The following is a 16922-nucleotide window of genomic DNA, read 5'->3' as shown; positions in this document are numbered from 1 at the left end:
GATAAGGGCTGAACCGCACCATTGCCGGTCGTTCTTAAAATTCGCACCAGACCGGATAAGGTTCTACCATGGGTTTCAAATGCGGTATCGTTGGCCTGCCAAATGTCGGCAAGTCCACCCTCTTCAACGCACTGACCAAAACAGCTGCTGCACAGGCTGCAAACTATCCTTTCTGCACCATTGAGCCGAATACCGGTGAAGTTGCAGTGCCGGACAGCCGCATGCGCCAGATCGCCGATATTGCCGGTTCAAAAGAACTGATCCCGACCCGTATCAACTTTGTTGATATTGCCGGTCTGGTACGCGGCGCTTCCAAGGGTGAAGGTCTGGGCAACCAGTTCCTCGCCAATATCCGTGAAGTCGATGCCATTGTTCATGTGCTGCGCTGCTTTGAAGATGATGACATCACCCATGTTGAAGGCCGTATTGATCCGGTCTCCGATGCGCAGACTGTTGAAACAGAACTGATGCTCTCCGATCTCGAAAGCCTTGAGCGCCGCATCGTGCAGATCCGCAAGCGCGCCACCGGCAAAGACAAAGAAGCAACAACCGTTCTGCCGATGATGGAAGAATCCCTGAAGCTGCTTCAGAATGGTGAGCCTGTCCGTATGCTGCTGAAAGGCATTGCACCGGACGATCTGCTGATCCTCAAAGGCCTGAACCTGCTGACTTCAAAGCCTGTACTTTATGTCTGCAATGTCGCTGAAAGCGATGCAGCAAACGGCAACGAGCACACCGAAGCTGTCGCCAAAATGGCAAAAGAACAAGGTGCGGAAACTGTTATCATTTCCGCAGCGATTGAAGCGGAAGTTTCGCAGCTGCCTGACGAAGATGCACAGCTGTTCCTTGGTGAAATGGGTCTGGAAGAGCCGGGTCTCGACCGTCTGATCCGTGCGGGCTACAGCCTGCTTGATCTGATTACTTATTTCACTGCCGGACCAAAAGAAACCCGTGCATGGACTGTGCATCGCGGTGCTAAAGCTCCGCAGGCAGCCGGTGTGATCCATACTGATTTTGAACGCGGCTTCATCCGCGCGCAGACTATCGCGTTTAATGACTACGTTACCTTTAAGGGTGAAGTCGGCGCCAAAGAAGCCGGTAAAGCCCGCGATGAAGGCAAGGAATATGTGGTGCAGGACGGCGATGTGATGCTGTTCAAATTCAACACCTGATTTTATATATCACCGAATTTAAAGCCCTGCTCTGCAGGGCTTTTTTTGTATCTGTGCAATTTAACAAAACATCATTTGACGTTTACGTAAAAGATCATAGGATACAACACCGAAAACAAAGCAGCCACATATCACTATTGCACGGCAGCTTGTCATATAAACGGAGGAGAGTGCCGTTGAGCCAGCCCCATTTCACCTATAATGATTTTATCGTCGGCGACAGCCTGCAACTCGGCTCCAAACTGGTGACTGCAGAAGAAGTCATTGCCTTTGCCAGTGAGTTTGACCCTCAGCCTTTTCATATGAGCGAAGAAGCAGGCAAAGCGTCAATTCTCGGCGGGCTTTCCGCTTCCGGCTGGCATACCTGTGCCATGCTGATGCGTATGATGGCTGACCGGTTTATCAGCAATTCCGACAGTCAGGGTGCACCCGGCGTGGAATATGTCAAATGGCTGAAACCTGTATTGGCCGGAGACACAATCAGCGCAACCACAACAGTGCTGGAAAAGCGTATCTCTCGCTCACAACCTGCACTCGGCATCATCCGGCTGAACCACAAAATCACCAATCAGAATGACATTCCGGTTTGTGAAGCGCAGGGTTCAATTTTCATGCGCGTAAATATTCAGGAGGCGTGATGATGGAAAAGACCAGCAAGCCATCCATTCTTGAAGAGAATATCGGCAAAACAGTTACCATCGGCTCTTATGAATTTACCGAGGCGAAGATTATCCGCTTTGCAGAAAAATATGACCCGCAGGTCTTTCATACTGATCCGGTTGCAGCCAAAGAAAGTTTCTTTGGCGCCCTCTGCGCCTCAGGCTGGCACACCACTGCGGTCTGGATGCGCCTGAATGTGCAATCCATGATTGGTATAATTAAAACCTGCATGGAGCGCGGAGAAACGCCGCCGGTTTTCGGCCCCTCACCCGGTTTTGAAAACCTGCGCTGGGAGCACCCGGTCTTTGCAGGTGATGTGATCGCTTATACAGCACAGATTACCGGCATTCGCCCGCTGGCGACAAAACCGGGCTGGTCTATGCTCAGCCATCACTCCACAGGCACAAACCAGCATGGCGAGCGTGTGATGCAATTTGACGGTGCCGCTCTGGTGAAGCTGCCCTGATCGTAAGCACATTAGAAATATAAAATGCTTGCCTGATTGCTCAGGCAGGCTTTTTATTAGTGCGCCGTGCGCCCGATTGGGCGCTACACAAGGTCGCTCTAACACTTAAAAATGAGAGCATAATTTTTACCTTAAACTGATCCAAGTTGAAGAAATTATGCTCTCATCTCACAGATAAGCAGACTTAATCGCCTTCAAATTCCAGCAAGGTGCGAACCTGCACACCAAGCTCTTCCAGCTTCTTGCGTCCGCCCAAATCAGGCAGATCGATAATGAAACAGGCAGCAACAATTTCAGCTTTCATCTGACGCAGCAGATTGACCGCAGCAACAGCTGTGCCGCCCGTTGCAATCAGATCGTCAACGAGGATGACCCGTTCGCCCGGATGGATCGCATCGCTATGCATTTCCATTTCATCAAGGCCATATTCCAGACTATAGGCAATACGCACAGTCTCATAAGGCAGCTTGCCTTTTTTGCGGATCGGCACGAAACCGGCCGACAACTGATGCGCCATTGCGCCACCGAGAATAAAGCCACGGGCTTCTACGCCTGCAATCTTGTCAGCTTTGCCACCGGCAAACGGAAATACCAGTTCATCAATCGCACGGCGGAAAGCCTGAGGATTGCCCATCAGTGTCGTTACATCGCGAAACATTACGCCCGGACGCGGATAGTCCGGAATTGTACGCAACGAAGCCTTCAGAAACTCTTTGGTTTCATCATTCATGGCAAATCCTCATTTGTAACTCTCTGGTTGGCTCTATCCGCTCAATCCTCTGTTGAGACAGATAATCGCCATCCGGCGTTATAGCGCTCTGTTTACCGGATACGCACAGTAAGCAGATAAAACAGATCAAACTTCACATAAAAAAGGACGCCCTAAGCGCCCTTTTTCTTATTTATAGGATCACACGATCAGTGTGAAGCCAATTAGTGCTTAATACCCGCAAAAACACGACGTTTCGTTGCGTAAACAATTGCACCCAGCAACAGCAGGAACACGATAACGCGGAAGCCGGTCTTCTTACGATCTTCCATATGCGGCTCAGCAGCCCACATCAGGAACGCAGAAATATCGCGCGAATATTGTTCAACTGTTTCCGGCGAACCATCATCATAGGTCACCTGACCATCGCTGAGTGGCTTGGCCATAGCAAGCGACTTACCGGCGATAAAGGCAGGGTTATAATGCGTACCTTCCGGAATCTGCATACCTGCAGGCGGCGTTTCATCATAGCTGGTCAGCAAGGCGTGAATATAATCAGGACCCGCTTCCGCATATTGTGTGAAAATATCAAACACAAATGTCGGGAAACCACGTTCAACACCGCGCGCCTTGGCGATCAGCGAGAAATCCGGCGGAACTGCATTATTATTGGCAGCGGCCGCGGCTTCCGCATTCGCGAAAGGTGACGGGAAATAATCGCCCGGACGCGCTGCACGGGTGAACATTTCACCATCAGCATTCGGGCCGTCCTGCACTTCATATTCCGCAGCAAAAGCTTTGATCTGGTCATCATTATAACCAAGATCGCTCAGCGTGCGGAACGGTACCAGTTTCATCGAATGACAGGCGGAGCAGACTTCCTTGTAGATTTTCAGGCCGCGCTGCAACTGTGCCTTGTCATAAGTGCCGAAAGGCCCTGCGAATGACCAGCTTTCCTGTGTCGGATGCTTGATCGGGTAATGTGCCGGTTCTGCTTCACTGCCCGCAGTCTCAGCCTGTACAGCGCCCAGTGTGAGCGCTGTGGCCAGACCGAAAGCAGCAAGACCGGTAAAGAACATTTTCATAACTGTACTCTTCCTATCTGGTGCTGCAATCAGGCTTTAGCATCTGCTTTTGCAACTTCATCATCCGAACCGAGAACCGCTTCAGTGATGGAGTTTGGTATACGCTTCGGCTTTTCAACCAAACCGAGTACCGGCAGAATGATGATAAAGAATGCGAAATAATACAGCGTGCCGATCTGCGCCATCAGGGTATAGACACCCTCAGCAGGACGGGAACCGAGCCAGCCGAGGAAAATCGCATTGGCGACAAATACCCAGAAGAACATCTTGAACCAAGGACGGTAAACCGCCGAACGTACCTTCGATGTATCAAGCCATGGCAGCACAAACAGGATAGCAATCGAACCAAACATCACCAGAACACCGCCGAGCTTGGAGTCGATCGGGCCGATATTGAAGGTAATCGCGCGCAGCATCGCATAGAACGGCAGGAAGTACCATTCAGGAACGATATGCGCAGGGGTTACCATCGCATTTGCTTCAATATAGTTATCCGGATGGCCGAGATAGTTCGGCATATAGAAGACGAAATAGGCGAAGAAGATGAAGAACACGACCGCGCCGAATGCATCTTTGATCGTCGCATAAGGTGTGAACGGCAGAGTATCTGTCTTCGTTTTCACTTCAATACCGGTCGGGTTTGTCTGACCGGTCACATGCAGTGCCCATACGTGCAGCACAACAACACCGGCAATCATGAACGGCAGAAGATAGTGCAGCGAGAAGAAGCGGTTCAGTGTCGGATTATCCACGGCAAAACCGCCAAGCAGCAGCTGCTGGATCGGTTCACCGATAATCGGAAACGCCGTAAAGAAGCCTGTGATAACGGTCGCACCCCAGAAGGACATCTGTCCCCATGGCAGCACATAGCCCATGAATGCGGTTGCCATCATCAGCAGGAAAATGACCACGCCGAGGATCCACAGCAGTTCGCGCGGAGCCTTATAGGAACCGTAATACATACCGCGGGCGATATGCAGGTAAACCGCAATAAAGAAGAAGGATGCACCATTGGAGTGCATATAACGCAGCAACCAGCCGGAATTGACATCACGCATGATCTTTTCAACCGAGCCGAAAGCCAGCTGGGTGGATGCTGCATAATGCATAGCCAGCACAATACCGGTCAACAGCTGAGCAATCAGCATGAAGGCCAGAATGCCACCGAATGTATACATATAGTTCAGGTTACGCGGAACCGGATAAGCAATAAACGAGTCATAGACGAGGCGCGGCAGAGGCAGCCTTGCGTCAACCCATTTTTCGATACCGGTCTTTGGCGTATATGAAGAGTGTCCGCCGCTCATAAAATTTCTCCTCAGACCACTCAACCGACTTTAATGACGGTATCGGAAATGAATGCAAATTCCGGAATGTGCATGTTTTCCGGTGCCGGACCGCTGCGGATACGGCCAGCCGTATCATAAGTCGAACCGTGGCACGGGCAGAACCATCCGCCGAATTCACCGGCTTCACCAAGCGGCACGCAACCCAGATGGGTACAAACGCCGATCATGACGATCCAGTTTTCTTTGCCTTCACCGGCAGTGCGTTCCAGATCCGAAGCCGGTGCGTCTGCTGCCAGATTGGCATTACGCGCCAAAGGGTCCTTCAATGCAGACATCGGTGTGTTCTTGGCATCTTCGATTTCTTTAGCCGTACGGTTACGGATAAATACCGGCTTACCGCGCCATTTTACTGTCAGCGATCCGCCTTCCGCGAGGGACGAAACGTCCACTTCAATGGATGCCGCCGCAAGGGTTGAAGCATCCGGCCGCATCTGGTCGATAAATGGCCATGCCAAGCCGGCAGCACCGACTACGCCGGCCATTCCCGTCGCTATGTACAGAAAATCACGCCGTGTCGGCTCAGCTGTGTCGTGTGCGCTCACGTACCACTTCCTTTTTGACTTGCATGTTGAACTGTCCTCTGTTGTCCGCGAGCACATTCGTCCGTAATTATGTGACGTTTTGTGCTGAGAGCTGTAAGACCTGAAAACAGATACAAACCGGACATAACTCCCCCACCTTGTTCAAGGTTTAGGCATGATAAAAAAGCTTGTCCAGTCATCTGAGGCACTTACGGCACCATGTCGCAGGCATGGAAACCGGCAAAGTGAAGGCCGCACTATGGTCAAAAAACGGCTTTCCTCACCCGTATCAATCGCAAAACACCTGTGACTACTTCATGCAAAATCAAACGGGGAAGAACAGGCAAACGGCAATTCCGCACCTGTTATAAAATCGCCCGCGAACATCTATCAAAACAGAACTGCTCTCTGCATGAACCGGTCAGGAAATCCTGTTTACTTATATGCAATATAAAATAAGAGGTGGCAGGCTGCAGATGCAACAACCGCATAAAGAGTTATAAAACCGTCATAAAACGCTGCATTTCCGTCATCAACCGGCATAAGAACTCTGTTTTGACCAATCCCGCGCAAAGTTCACACGGGGAGAATTTTCCCCGCTATTCAGATTTCCTCATCGGCCTCACCAAGAAAGCCACCGGACTGACGCGCCCATAAACCGGCATAAATACCACCCGAAGCAATCAGTTCGTCATGCGTACCGCTTTCGGCAATCCGGCCATGATCCAGCACAACCAGACGATCCAGCTGTGCGATTGTCGACAGGCGATGCGCAATAGCGATCACGGTTTTACCCGCCATCAGCCGCGTCAGATTTTCCTGAATGGCTGCCTCGACCTCTGAATCGAGAGCTGATGTGGCCTCATCAAGAATAAGAATCGGCGCTTTTTTCAAAACGGCGCGCGCAATACTGATTCTCTGTCGCTGACCGCCCGATAATTTAACTCCTCGCTCACCGACATAAGCATCATAGGCTTTACGGCCTTTGTAATCTTCCAATGCACCGATAAATTCCTCAGCCTCGGCCTGACTGGCCGCAAAGCGCAACTCTTCCTCAGAGGCATCAGCTTTAGCCAGCATAATATTGTCACGCAAAGAGCGATGCAGCAGCGCCGTCTCCTGACTGACCACCGCAAAAGCAGAACGCAGCGAAGTTTGCGTAACATCGCGCACATCCTGCCCGTCAATGCACACAGAGCCGGTATCAACATCGTAGAGCCGCAGCATCAGATTAATCAGCGTGGTTTTACCCGCACCGGAATGACCGATCAGTCCGATACGTTCGCCGCCGCGAATGGCAAGGCTGATATCGCTCAGCACACCTGCCTTCTCCCTGTTTTCATTCTCAGAGCCATAACGGAAAGTCACATGAGCGATATCAATAGCACCGGAGGTCACCTTCAGTGGCTTGGCATCGCGTTTGTCTTCCATGCCGAGCGGAGCAGAGATCAGCCGCATGGAGTTTTCAATAACGCCATAAGAGCGCAGCATACCGTTCATCTGCATCATCAAACGGCCAAGCAGCATATTCAGGCGCAGCACCAGACCGAGCGTAAAAGCCACCTCACCCACTGTCGCCTGTCCTTTGGTCCACAAGTCAATGGAAAATGCTGCTACCAATACAATCATCAGGCTGGAAAGCGCGGTCATAGAAACACGCATTCCTGTCAGCGTGCGCATAAAAGGCAGCATGGTCTTGATATAGCTGGCAAAGCCTGACCGCAGATAGGCCTGATCCATATCCGGCGTATTCAGCTTGATGGTCTGAATATTGGTGTAGCTGTCGACAATACGGCCATTGATAAGCGAACCGGCCTCAGCACTGGCCTCGGCCTGTTTACGCATGGTCGGCAGATAGAGCCGGGCGATCCACGCAAACAGCACCATCCACACCACCACCAGCGCAGCGAGACGCCAATCAAGCTGACCAAACAGCAACAGCGTCGTAACGCTGTAAATGATCATAAACCAGACCACCTGAATGAAGCTGGTAATCAGATCACCTGCCGCCTGCCCTGCCTGCCAGACTTTGGTGGCAATACGGCCTGAAAAATCATTCTGGAAAAACGCATAGGACTGACGCAGCACATAGGAGTTCGCCTGCCAGCGGATCAGATTGTAAAATCCGGGCGTGATTGTCTGGTCATCAAGCAATGAACTGAGCGCAGTCATCAGCACCCGCACGACCAGCACGATAAAACCCATCATCAAGAGTTCGGCACCGGCAGCAACATATAGCCCGTGCCAGCTACGCTCCATTGCGCTCTGGTCAAGAATATCCACAATGCGTCCGGTGAAGTAGAACAGGCCGGCTTCCAGAAGCGGCAGAATACCACCGGCAATCAAAGCCAGCAGCAAAGGCCACCGCGCCTGATAAATATAATGCCAGAGAAATCGTAATGTAGTTTGCGGCGGGCGTTTACCGTCAAAATCCTGTAACGGATCAATCCAGTTTTCAAACCAGCGGTAAATCATATTCATCGGAAAGCCTTTCCGCAGCACCCCGCAATAATTACAGGCAGGAAGGCGCATGCAAACAGAATCGGCAAGCAAGTTGCTGATGTTTTTAATATATAAAATAAAAAACTTTCCGTCCGCGATTAACGCCGGACGTCATCTTTAAAAGACTGAAAACGTACCCGACGCCGCTCGGGTAGAACGGCGGCGGGTGTTTTTCTCTGCTTGAACAGTGATTATTCAGCAGGCTCAGGCAGCGCCTGTTTTTCTTCTTCATCATCAAAGCCGAGGAACCCGCCGGACTGACGTGCCCAAAGCGAAGCATAAATGCCGCCCTGCGCAATCAGTTCTTCATGGGTGCCGTCTTCGATAATGCGTCCCTGATCCATCACGATCAGACGATCAAGCGCGGCAATGGTCGACAGACGATGGGCAATGGCAATCACAGTCTTGCCTTCCATCAGCCTGTACAGACTGTCCTGAATTGCCGCTTCCACTTCGGAATCAAGCGCAGATGTCGCTTCATCCAGAATAAGGATCGGCGCATCCTTCAGGATCACACGAGCAATGGCCACACGCTGGCGCTGACCGCCGGACAGTTTCACACCACGTTCACCGACATGCGCGTCAAAGCCCTGACGGCCTTTCGGGTCAGTCAGATGCGGCAGGAACTGATCGGCCTGCGCCTGTGCAACCGCTTCCAGCATCATTTCATCCGTTGCATCAGGACGGCCATAGCCGACATTATCCCTGACGGAACGATGCAGCAGCGAGGTATCCTGCGTCACCATACCAATATTGGCGCGCAGGCTGTCCTGTGTGACTTTGCAAATGTCCTGACCGTCGATCAGGATTTTGCCCTGCTCCAGATCGTAGAAACGCAGCAGCAGATTGACCAGTGTGGACTTACCCGCGCCGGAGCGGCCGACAAGACCAACCTTCTCACCCGGACGGATATTCAGCGACAGATCATTGATGATGCCTTTGCCCTTGCCATAGTGGAAACCGATGCGGTCAAAGGTGATCTCACCGGAACGCACATGCAGCGGCTTTGCACCTTCATGGTCGATCACTTTGCGCGGCTGTGCGATCGAACGCATACCGTCTTCCACTGTGCCGATATTTTCGAACAGTGCCGACATTTCCCACATGATCCACTGGGACATACCGTTCAGACGCAAACACAGCGCAATACCGATGGCCACCGCACCTACAGAAGCAACATTATCCATCCACAGCATGATACCCAATGCACCGACTGAGAACAGCAGCAAAGAGTTCATGAAATAGAGTGAACCGAAGAACTGCGTCACCATACGCATCTGGCGGTTTACTGTACCCTGAAACTGCTCAAGACTGTCACGGACATACCCTTCCTCGCGCTGTGTGTGCGAGAACAGTTTGACCGTGGCAATATTGGTATAGCTGTCAACGATACGGCCGGTCATCTCGGAGCGGGCATCGGCCTGTGCTTCGGAAATCACCCGCAGGCGCGGAATGAAATAGCGAAGCAGACCGACATAGGCCAGCAGCCAGACAATGAACGGGATCATCAGGCGCCAGTCAGCCGTGGCTGCGATGAAAATTGTACCGGTAAAATAGACCGCTACATAGACCATCACATCCGCAAGTTTGATCACCGTTTCACGCACAGCCAGTGCTGTCTGCATCAGTTTGGTGGAGATACGTCCGGCAAATTCATCCTGAAAGAATGTCATCGACTGACGGATCAGATAACGGTGCATCAGCCAGCGTATCCGCATCGGGAAATTCCCGATCAGTGTCTGGTGCAGAACCAGAGATTGCAGCAAAACAATCAATGGCAAAATCACCAGAACAACGCCGCCGATCAGCGCCAGCTTCCAGCCCTCCTGCTGCAGGAAGGTTTCACGGTTATGCTCACTCAGCCAGTCCACGACATTGCCGAGAAAAGCAAACAGCGACACTTCAAAGATTGCGATCAGCGCTGTCAGAAAGGCCATCACAATAATCCAGCCCCACGCGCCGCGGCTGTAATACATACAGAATTTGAACAAGCCCTTCGGCGGTTGTTCAAGCGGAACATCCGGATAGGCGTTCAGCTTCTTTTCGAACCAACGAAACATTTTCGACCTCAAATACGGGCTATCCCGTGCGAAAACCAATTCCCCCGCATCATTTTCGTAAAACGAAGACGGCAGGGGTCAGTTTTGATTCATTTGGGTTCTGCCATTCACTTCAGCAACTGAATATGAGGCAGAATTTCAGCATTTTTAAAGCATCGGAAAATCAACGGGCACAGAACCCGAAACACTCAGATGCGGTTTGAGGATTAAATGCGTGAGTACACTTAACCGGAAGATAGATGGAAGAATCGTATTTGACCTGCGGATCCGACGGCACAACTCATCATCGGTTTCAGGCTATCAGGTGGTTTGCTACAGCAGTCTGATATATACGCTCATTTTAACAGTCCCGTTCAGCGCAACGCCCGCAAAAACAATTCGGGAGAAGATACCACAGCTTCGATTGGTGCGGTACCCGCCATGAAAGCTACCGGAGCGGGGTTAAGCTCGCCGGATACAGGTGCGGCTGCAACTGGGCAAAGATTCAAAGAAATCTTAATATTCATCACAGCCTCCTTCATGGTCAATCTGGCATGGCCAATCTGATAAAATGGATGCTCCGTATAGCACTATGTTATTTTACCGGCTAGTCACTGCTCGTTCTTTTCTCTTCACTTTACCGAGAACACATTAAACTGTGACAGATTGCACACAATTCTTATTGTTTGAAATTATATGCTATAGGCCGCTTATCTGATGTCACCCGAAACAGAAGCAACAGCCTGATGACAATACATATCGCCCTCTTCCAGCCTGACATTCCCGGCAACACCGGAACCATACTGCGTATGGCAGCCTGTCTCGGACTGGCCGTGCATGTGATTGAACCTGCCGGTTTTGACCTCTCCGATCGCGGGCTGAAACGGGCGGGCATGGATTATCTGGAACAGGCAGCGCTGACCCGCCATCTCGACTGGGAGCATTTCAACAACTGGCGCTTGTCTGAAAACCGCAGGCTGGTGCTGCTCTCCACCAAGGCGGCACAACCCTATACGGATTTCAGCTACCGGCCGGATGACATCTTGCTGTTTGGCCGTGAATCTGCCGGTGTGCCGGACTATGTGCATGAGACCTGTGAAGAGCGGATCATCATCCCGATGGTCGAAGGTGCGCGCTCACTCAACCTCGCGCTTTCGGTCGCGATGGCCGCCGGAGAAGCTATTCGACAGGTTAAAGGCTAGAAGCTATTCGACAGGTTAAAGGCTAGAAGCTATTCGACAAGGTAAAACTTAGAATAAATCTTTAAATATCAGTCAATTAAAAAGAATAGCAGAATCATATTCTGATCCACTTGAATCAGAATATGAGCAAACAGCGCTAACCTATCTAGTCGGAACTTGGCAGACGGCGGATGGTGAATTCGATCACATCATTCGGGCGCACATACCAGCTTTCAATTTCTGTCCAGTAAGCGGCCTTCGGATAGGTTTCAAACCATTCCCGCGCCTTAACCCGCGCTATGCTGCGAGGCAGTGAAAATGTTTCGCGGATATAGCCGTCACTGATATTCGGCTTCACGCCGGAAGCTGCTTTGCGCATCTGCCTGCGCAAACCTTCCAATGGTGGCTTTGGCGGAATGGATGTCATAAGCGATTTCCTTTACAGCGCCGCAACGGGGCAAAAGACAAAGCGGACATAAATTATGAGTTACAAAGGGTTACAATCCACAGATGCACCCATCACAACTCTATAGTGCAATTTACAGCAGAATCTCATCCGAAACGAGTCATTTCCGCGCCTGTTATCGCTGTAAAGTATGAACGAAATCTGTCATTTTCCGAAAAGCAGAAAGCTTTCATAAACATAATCCGGTTTATGAAGACTATATAACCTGTTGACAGCTGCTGATATGCTGGCGCTGCGGCTTCGCCCAAAGCTCCCAAAACATAATAAGGAACCAAGCATGCAACGTCCGGATCTTCCAGCTCATCTTCCAGATAATCTTGAAGACAAAAAACAACTGGCACAAAACTGGTTCGAAGAATTACGTGACCGTATCTGCTCCCTGTTTGAAACCCTTGAAGACGAACTGACAGGCCCGCTCAGCGACCGTGAAGCCGGCCGCTTTGTCCGCACCCCTTGGGCAAAAGACGAAGGCCGTGGTGGTGGCGGTGTTATGTCGATGATGCATGGCCGCGTTTTTGAAAAAGTCGGTGTGCATGTCTCCACAGTCTATGGCGAGTTTTCGCCGGAGTTCCGCGCCCAGATTCCGGGTGCCGATGAAGATCCGCGCTATTGGGCGAGCGGTCTCTCGCTGATTGCCCATCCGCAGAACCCGAATGTACCGGCAGTGCATATGAATACACGTATGGTTGTGACGACACGCCAGTGGTTCGGCGGTGGCGCCGATCTGACCCCTGTGCTTGACCGTCGTCGCACGCAGGAAGACACCGACAGCCAGGCTTTTCATAAGGCGCTGAATTTCGTCTGCAACAAACATGCAGGCATTGCCGATTACGACCGCATGAAACAATGGTGCGATGAATATTTCTATCTGCCGCATCGTCAGGAACCGCGCGGTATTGGCGGCATCTTCTATGACTGGCTGCATTCAAGCGATGAACAGGGCGGCTGGAATGCAGACTTTGCATTTACCCGCGATGTCGGCCGCTGCTTTGCTGTCGTCTATCCGCATATTGTGCGCCAGAACTTCAACCAGCCATGGACAGACGCTGACCGCGAGGAACAGCTGATCCGTCGCGGCCGCTATGTAGAATTCAACCTGCTGCATGACCGTGGCACGATCTTCGGTCTCAAGACCGGCGGTAATATCGCCTCGATCCTGTCTTCCATGCCGCCAGTAGTGAAATGGCCTTAATATAAAATCAGAACGGGGGCATCAGCCCCCGTTTTTTTTATGAGAGCGCCGTTCTTTATTGATCAAAATTTTTCAGGAACTGCCCGCGGATCAGTAGCCCAGGGCTGGTCTTTAATGCCTTGTCAAAGACCTGCATATTGGCAAAAACCAATTGACGACCATCCTTTTCCGCCCAGCCAACAAACCAGCCTAAGCGCTGCTCCCCTGCAAATTTGCCATTTGCATCACGCAACCGCGCAGCGCCGGTTTTGCCGGTAACTTTCCAGCCCTTTTCAGATGTAAAAACCGTCATGGCAGCTTTGGCTTTCTGTTGTGCCTGCTTGGAAACCGGCAAAGTCTCATGCACGAGCTTATTCAGAAATTGTACCTGCTCGTCCGGTGAAATCTCCAGTGAAGAGCCGATCCATGAACCTGTCAGCCCGTCTTGTTTTCCGGCTCTGCCCGAAACATCCTTATTCCCGTAATCAAGCGCTGCAACAGCTTCGGAAAACTGCTTCTGTCCCAACTGTTTTGTGATCTCACGCGAATACCAGACAACCGACTGCTCCAGCCACCGTGCCGGATCAACGGCAATCCGGTCACGTTCCGGCGCTTCCATTTCAGGCTTCCACTGCCAGACCGGATCATGCTCCGAGCGGAGGATATTTTTGTCATAACCAATCACAGCAAGCGGCACTTTAAACGTCGATGCCGGTGTAAAGCGTTTGTCGCAAACACCTTTACGGGAAAGGATTTTCTGCGTTGCGGCATCCATAACCACAGCACATTCCGTTACAATCCCCTTCTCTCCGGCCTGAGCCTGAAAACTTGTGCTGCCTGTCAGCGCAAAAGCCAACAATGCCGCTGAACGCATTTTTTTATCCATGATACGCAACTCCGGAATTCTGAAAATATTTAAATCACCTCAGATGAATCATGACCTGCAGAAATCGCATTAATCATCTGAACCGGCAGCTAAAAACAAAAACGGGGCGGAATTTCCGCCCCGATATGTCAGGATAATGTTGCTAACAAATTTTCTTTACTGAGCTCAAATCCGGAAGCCAGCCATGTCGCCTCCAATGCTTTGAGCTGTTTGCCAAGTTCTGGGCCTTTTTCAAAACCCAGCTTCATCAGATCAGCTCCGCTGACCGGAAATACCGGCATGTCAGTCTGCACTGCCACATCCAGCAAACGGCTGTACTGACCTGCGCGGATCATCGCCTGATTATCATTTTCGGCCTCTGCACGCGCGGCAACCAGCGCCAGCTTAATCCGGTCAATCAAAGCCTCCCGTGAGCCGCTATAGATCAGCTTAATCAAACCTGTCTCCGACAGTTCCGGCTTAGGCAGATCAGCCAGCGCCCAGCTTTCCAGACGGGCTTTATCGGCATTGGACAGGCGCAGTCTCTTGCCAAGCTCTGCCATGCGCGCTGCATCCGGCGGCACAATCGCCTGCAAGCGCAACAAAGCATCCGGCTTCCATTCGAGATCACGCTCAGAGCGCACCAGCGCATGAATAGCATCAATGCCCCATTTCTCACTCTCCGGCAAAATCTGGGTCAGCACACCGGACTGGCGCATCCATAGCAATGCGCGTGACGGATCGGGGGCAGAAAGCAGCTTCTTTAACTCCGACCACACCCGTTCAGCCGACAAGGTTTGCAAATGGCTTTTCAGCTTGGCACAGGCTTTCAGTCCCGCCGCATCCGGCCGTCCTGAGCCATACCACGCGAAGAAACGGAAGAAGCGCAGAATACGCAGATAATCTTCCGTAATCCGTGTCTCCGCATCACCGATAAAACGCAACTCGTGCTTTTCAATATCTGCAAGCCCGCCGACATGATCCACCACTTCACCATTGGCACGGACATAAAGCGCATTAACGGTAAAGTCCCGCCGCTCGGCATCAACCTGCCAGTCGCGGCCAAAAGCGACTGTGGCCTGCCGTCCGTGTGTTTCCACATCGGCGCGCAAAGTTGTCACCTCATAGGGCACACCATGGGCAACAACAGTCACTGTGCCATGGTCAATGCCGGTCGGCACGACTTTAAAACCGCATTTTTCGGCACGCGCTTTGGTCTCTTCCGGCAGGGTTGTGGAGGCAATATCAATATCGCCCACCGGTTCGCCCAGAAGCGTATTGCGCACGGCACCGCCAACCACCCGCGCTTCTTCACCATCTTCAGCCAGTGCTGCCAGCAATTGCTGCAAAGACGGCACGGCAAGCCACTCCGCACGATCTGCAATATTCAGCACAGTTGTCGTCTGTTCACTCACGCATAAAGCCTTTCATAGAGGCTGCGGATAATCCCCGCTGTTGCGCCCCAGATATTCCGATTCTGATAATGGATGGCATAGAAAAACCGCTCATGCCCCGCAAATATCCGGCTCTCGCGCTGATGCTCACGCGGGTCCATCAGAAAATGCAGCGGCACTTCAAAAATATCCGCCACCTCGTCGGGATTGGCATGGAGTTCAAATGGTGTCCGTATCACCGCCAGCACCGGCGTAATCGTATAGCCGCTGCCGGTCATATATTGCGGCAAACGGCCAAGCGTCTGCGTATGCCTTGCATCCAGCCCGATTTCCTCATGGGCTTCACGCAGAGCCGCATGTTCAGGGCTGAGATCCTCAGCATCAATCTTGCCACCGGGAAAAGCCACCTGACCGGAATGGCTGCGCATCTGCGCATTGCGCGTGGTCAGCAGCACACTGGCATGGTCACCGTGATCCACCACAGGGATCAGCACCGCCGCCGGTTTGAGTTTAATTTTCAGCCGTGGATCAGCTCCCGCCATCACATGAGAGGCAGTCCATTGTGGATTGAGCGCATGATCGCCGGACAAAGGCAGGCCGCCTGAATCAAATTCATCAGCAACCGTCATAAAACTTTGTTTTTGTTCAACTCTCCGCATCAGATCCTGTGCGGTAAAACCTGTATCAGTCATCAAGTTTTTCATTGTATCACTGTAAATTCTCAGCAGCCATCACCGGAAATATCCGGCCATTGGAGCGCAGGGCAAACATCAGCTTTCCCTCGATCATCAGTTCTTCTCCGAGTGCTGCCAGATCATACATAACTGCGCGGCTGACCAGCGCCTCCAGACGCCCTCTCACCAATATATAAGGTTTGAAACCGCCGGTTTCACTATCCGTTACAAAACGCAGCGGATGCTGCTCTCCCGCCTCAACCACATCGCCGACATTGGTGCGGAAGGTGAGAACCTGCGCCTCCCTCTCGCCGGAAACATGCATTTCCACGGCATTGAAATGCGCATCCTCCACACGGATGGCGATTTTTTCCACCGGTGTTACCAGATAGGTTTTACCGTCGGCATCCTTGCGCAACACGGTTGAGAACAGGCGCACCAATGCAGGGCGGCCGATCGGCGTACCCATATAGAACCATGTGCCATCGGCTTTGATTTCCATATCCAGCTCGCCGCAAAAATCCGGCTCCCAGCGTTCCACCGGTGGCAGACCTTTGCCTTCTTTTCCCTCAGGCAATTGACTGGCGGCACGGCGCATCAACGCATCAAGCCCGCTTGCAGAGCTCGTGGCAGAACTGGTGACAGAACCGGCATCAACATCAGCAGTT

Annotated in this window: 17 protein-coding genes; 5 read left to right on the top strand and 12 right to left on the bottom strand. The window is 51.8% G+C overall.

The features are described from left to right. Positions 1-68: 68 nt before the first annotated feature. The 3 genes from ychF to JNC80_RS05120 all read left to right on the top strand — a co-directional run bounded on the left by ychF (position 69) and on the right by JNC80_RS05120 (position 2298). Entirely contained in the window at positions 69-1172 is a 1104-nt protein-coding gene (ychF, locus tag JNC80_RS05130) for a redox-regulated ATPase YchF (protein ID WP_116087826.1), read from the top strand. Between the two features lie 176 nt (positions 1173-1348). Then, complete coding sequence (locus JNC80_RS05125; RefSeq protein ID WP_116087827.1) at positions 1349-1810, top strand: MaoC family dehydratase; 462 nt, start codon at positions 1349-1351, stop codon at positions 1808-1810. Between the two features lie 2 nt (positions 1811-1812). Then, on the top strand, positions 1813-2298 hold the full coding sequence (locus tag JNC80_RS05120) for a MaoC family dehydratase (protein WP_075656373.1): 486 nt from the start codon (positions 1813-1815) through the stop codon (positions 2296-2298). Between the two features lie 184 nt (positions 2299-2482). On the opposite strand, the gene JNC80_RS05115 is transcribed toward JNC80_RS05120, so the two are convergent. From JNC80_RS05115 to JNC80_RS05085, 7 genes are all read right to left on the bottom strand, one after another. Continuing rightward, positions 2483-3028: an adenine phosphoribosyltransferase gene (locus JNC80_RS05115; RefSeq protein ID WP_022710126.1), complete on the bottom strand. Its 546-nt coding sequence runs from the start codon at positions 3026-3028 to the stop codon at positions 2483-2485. Between the two features lie 203 nt (positions 3029-3231). After that, the gene (locus tag JNC80_RS05110) at positions 3232-4092 is read right to left on the bottom strand and encodes a cytochrome c1 (protein WP_022710125.1); all 861 of its coding nucleotides are present in this window, start codon (positions 4090-4092) and stop codon (positions 3232-3234) included. Between the two features lie 29 nt (positions 4093-4121). Next, positions 4122-5399: a cytochrome b gene (locus JNC80_RS05105; RefSeq protein ID WP_022710124.1), complete on the bottom strand. Its 1278-nt coding sequence runs from the start codon at positions 5397-5399 to the stop codon at positions 4122-4124. A 20-nt stretch (positions 5400-5419) separates the two neighbouring features. Further along, positions 5420-5983 (bottom strand): ubiquinol-cytochrome c reductase iron-sulfur subunit, encoded by a 564-nt coding sequence (petA, locus tag JNC80_RS05100; protein ID WP_028233437.1) that lies wholly within the window; start codon positions 5981-5983, stop codon positions 5420-5422. Positions 5984-6565: 582 nt separating this feature from the next. After that, complete coding sequence (locus JNC80_RS05095; RefSeq protein ID WP_376709703.1) at positions 6566-8443, bottom strand: ABC transporter ATP-binding protein; 1878 nt, start codon at positions 8441-8443, stop codon at positions 6566-6568. A 212-nt stretch (positions 8444-8655) separates the two neighbouring features. Continuing rightward, entirely contained in the window at positions 8656-10524 is a 1869-nt protein-coding gene (locus JNC80_RS05090) for an ABC transporter ATP-binding protein (RefSeq protein WP_022710120.1), read from the bottom strand. A gap of 353 nt (positions 10525-10877) precedes the next feature. Continuing rightward, a complete protein-coding gene (locus JNC80_RS05085; RefSeq protein WP_376709702.1) occupies positions 10878-11030 on the bottom strand; it encodes a hypothetical protein in 153 nt (50 codons plus the stop codon). Between the two features lie 219 nt (positions 11031-11249). Between JNC80_RS05085 and JNC80_RS05080 the strand changes: the two genes are divergently transcribed. Continuing rightward, positions 11250-11705 carry a tRNA (cytidine(34)-2'-O)-methyltransferase gene (locus JNC80_RS05080; RefSeq protein ID WP_022710118.1) on the top strand — a complete coding sequence of 152 codons (456 nt, stop codon included), beginning with the start codon at positions 11250-11252 and terminating at the stop codon, positions 11703-11705. Positions 11706-11850: 145 nt separating this feature from the next. Here the strand turns inward: JNC80_RS05080 and JNC80_RS05075 are convergent, their stop codons facing one another. Then, positions 11851-12111, bottom strand: a complete 261-nt coding sequence (locus tag JNC80_RS05075) for a hypothetical protein (protein WP_022710117.1) — start codon at positions 12109-12111, stop codon at positions 11851-11853. A 316-nt stretch (positions 12112-12427) separates the two neighbouring features. Between JNC80_RS05075 and hemF the strand changes: the two genes are divergently transcribed. Then, entirely contained in the window at positions 12428-13342 is a 915-nt protein-coding gene (gene hemF, locus JNC80_RS05070) for an oxygen-dependent coproporphyrinogen oxidase (protein WP_376709701.1), read from the top strand. A gap of 55 nt (positions 13343-13397) precedes the next feature. Here hemF and blaOXA read toward each other — a convergent pair whose 3' ends face one another. The 4 genes from blaOXA to JNC80_RS05050 form a co-directional block, all read right to left on the bottom strand. Continuing rightward, positions 13398-14195 carry a class D beta-lactamase gene (gene blaOXA, locus JNC80_RS05065; RefSeq protein ID WP_376709888.1) on the bottom strand — a complete coding sequence of 266 codons (798 nt, stop codon included), beginning with the start codon at positions 14193-14195 and terminating at the stop codon, positions 13398-13400. Between the two features lie 140 nt (positions 14196-14335). Next, a complete protein-coding gene (locus JNC80_RS05060) occupies positions 14336-15577 on the bottom strand; it encodes a CCA tRNA nucleotidyltransferase (RefSeq protein WP_376709887.1) in 1242 nt (413 codons plus the stop codon). A gap of 20 nt (positions 15578-15597) precedes the next feature. Continuing rightward, the gene (locus JNC80_RS05055) at positions 15598-16209 is read right to left on the bottom strand and encodes a CoA pyrophosphatase (RefSeq protein WP_376709886.1); all 612 of its coding nucleotides are present in this window, start codon (positions 16207-16209) and stop codon (positions 15598-15600) included. Between the two features lie 79 nt (positions 16210-16288). Next, positions 16289-16852, bottom strand: a complete 564-nt coding sequence (locus JNC80_RS05050) for a DUF1285 domain-containing protein (protein ID WP_376709885.1) — start codon at positions 16850-16852, stop codon at positions 16289-16291. Positions 16853-16922 lie beyond the last annotated feature (70 nt).

Source organism: Pseudochrobactrum lubricantis, assembly GCF_041929865.1.
Lineage (GTDB): Bacteria > Pseudomonadota > Alphaproteobacteria > Rhizobiales > Rhizobiaceae > Pseudochrobactrum > Pseudochrobactrum saccharolyticum.
The sequence above is the reverse complement of the archived record's forward strand: the minus strand, read 5'-3'. Positions and strand labels throughout refer to the sequence as shown.

Excerpts from the sequence above, each read along its gene's own strand:
- ychF (WP_116087826.1), top strand. The coding sequence starts at position 69 with ATGGGTTTCAAATGCGGTATCGTTGGCCTGCCAAATGTCGGCAAGTCC.
- JNC80_RS05120 (WP_075656373.1), top strand. The coding sequence starts at position 1,813 with ATGGAAAAGACCAGCAAGCCATCCATTCTTGAAGAGAATATCGGCAAA.
- JNC80_RS05115 (WP_022710126.1), bottom strand. The coding sequence starts at position 3,028 with ATGAATGATGAAACCAAAGAGTTTCTGAAGGCTTCGTTGCGTACAATT.
- JNC80_RS05110 (WP_022710125.1), bottom strand. The coding sequence starts at position 4,092 with ATGAAAATGTTCTTTACCGGTCTTGCTGCTTTCGGTCTGGCCACAGCG.
- JNC80_RS05105 (WP_022710124.1), bottom strand. The coding sequence starts at position 5,399 with ATGAGCGGCGGACACTCTTCATATACGCCAAAGACCGGTATCGAAAAA.
- JNC80_RS05095 (WP_376709703.1), bottom strand. The coding sequence starts at position 8,443 with ATGAATATGATTTACCGCTGGTTTGAAAACTGGATTGATCCGTTACAG.
- JNC80_RS05090 (WP_022710120.1), bottom strand. The coding sequence starts at position 10,524 with ATGTTTCGTTGGTTCGAAAAGAAGCTGAACGCCTATCCGGATGTTCCG.
- JNC80_RS05085 (WP_376709702.1), bottom strand. The coding sequence starts at position 11,030 with ATGAATATTAAGATTTCTTTGAATCTTTGCCCAGTTGCAGCCGCACCT.
- JNC80_RS05080 (WP_022710118.1), top strand. The coding sequence starts at position 11,250 with ATGACAATACATATCGCCCTCTTCCAGCCTGACATTCCCGGCAACACC.
- JNC80_RS05075 (WP_022710117.1), bottom strand. The coding sequence starts at position 12,111 with ATGACATCCATTCCGCCAAAGCCACCATTGGAAGGTTTGCGCAGGCAG.
- hemF (WP_376709701.1), top strand. The coding sequence starts at position 12,428 with ATGCAACGTCCGGATCTTCCAGCTCATCTTCCAGATAATCTTGAAGAC.
- blaOXA (WP_376709888.1), bottom strand. The coding sequence starts at position 14,195 with ATGCGTTCAGCGGCATTGTTGGCTTTTGCGCTGACAGGCAGCACAAGT.
- JNC80_RS05055 (WP_376709886.1), bottom strand. The coding sequence starts at position 16,209 with ATGACGGTTGCTGATGAATTTGATTCAGGCGGCCTGCCTTTGTCCGGC.
- JNC80_RS05050 (WP_376709885.1), bottom strand. The coding sequence starts at position 16,852 with ATGCGCCGTGCCGCCAGTCAATTGCCTGAGGGAAAAGAAGGCAAAGGT.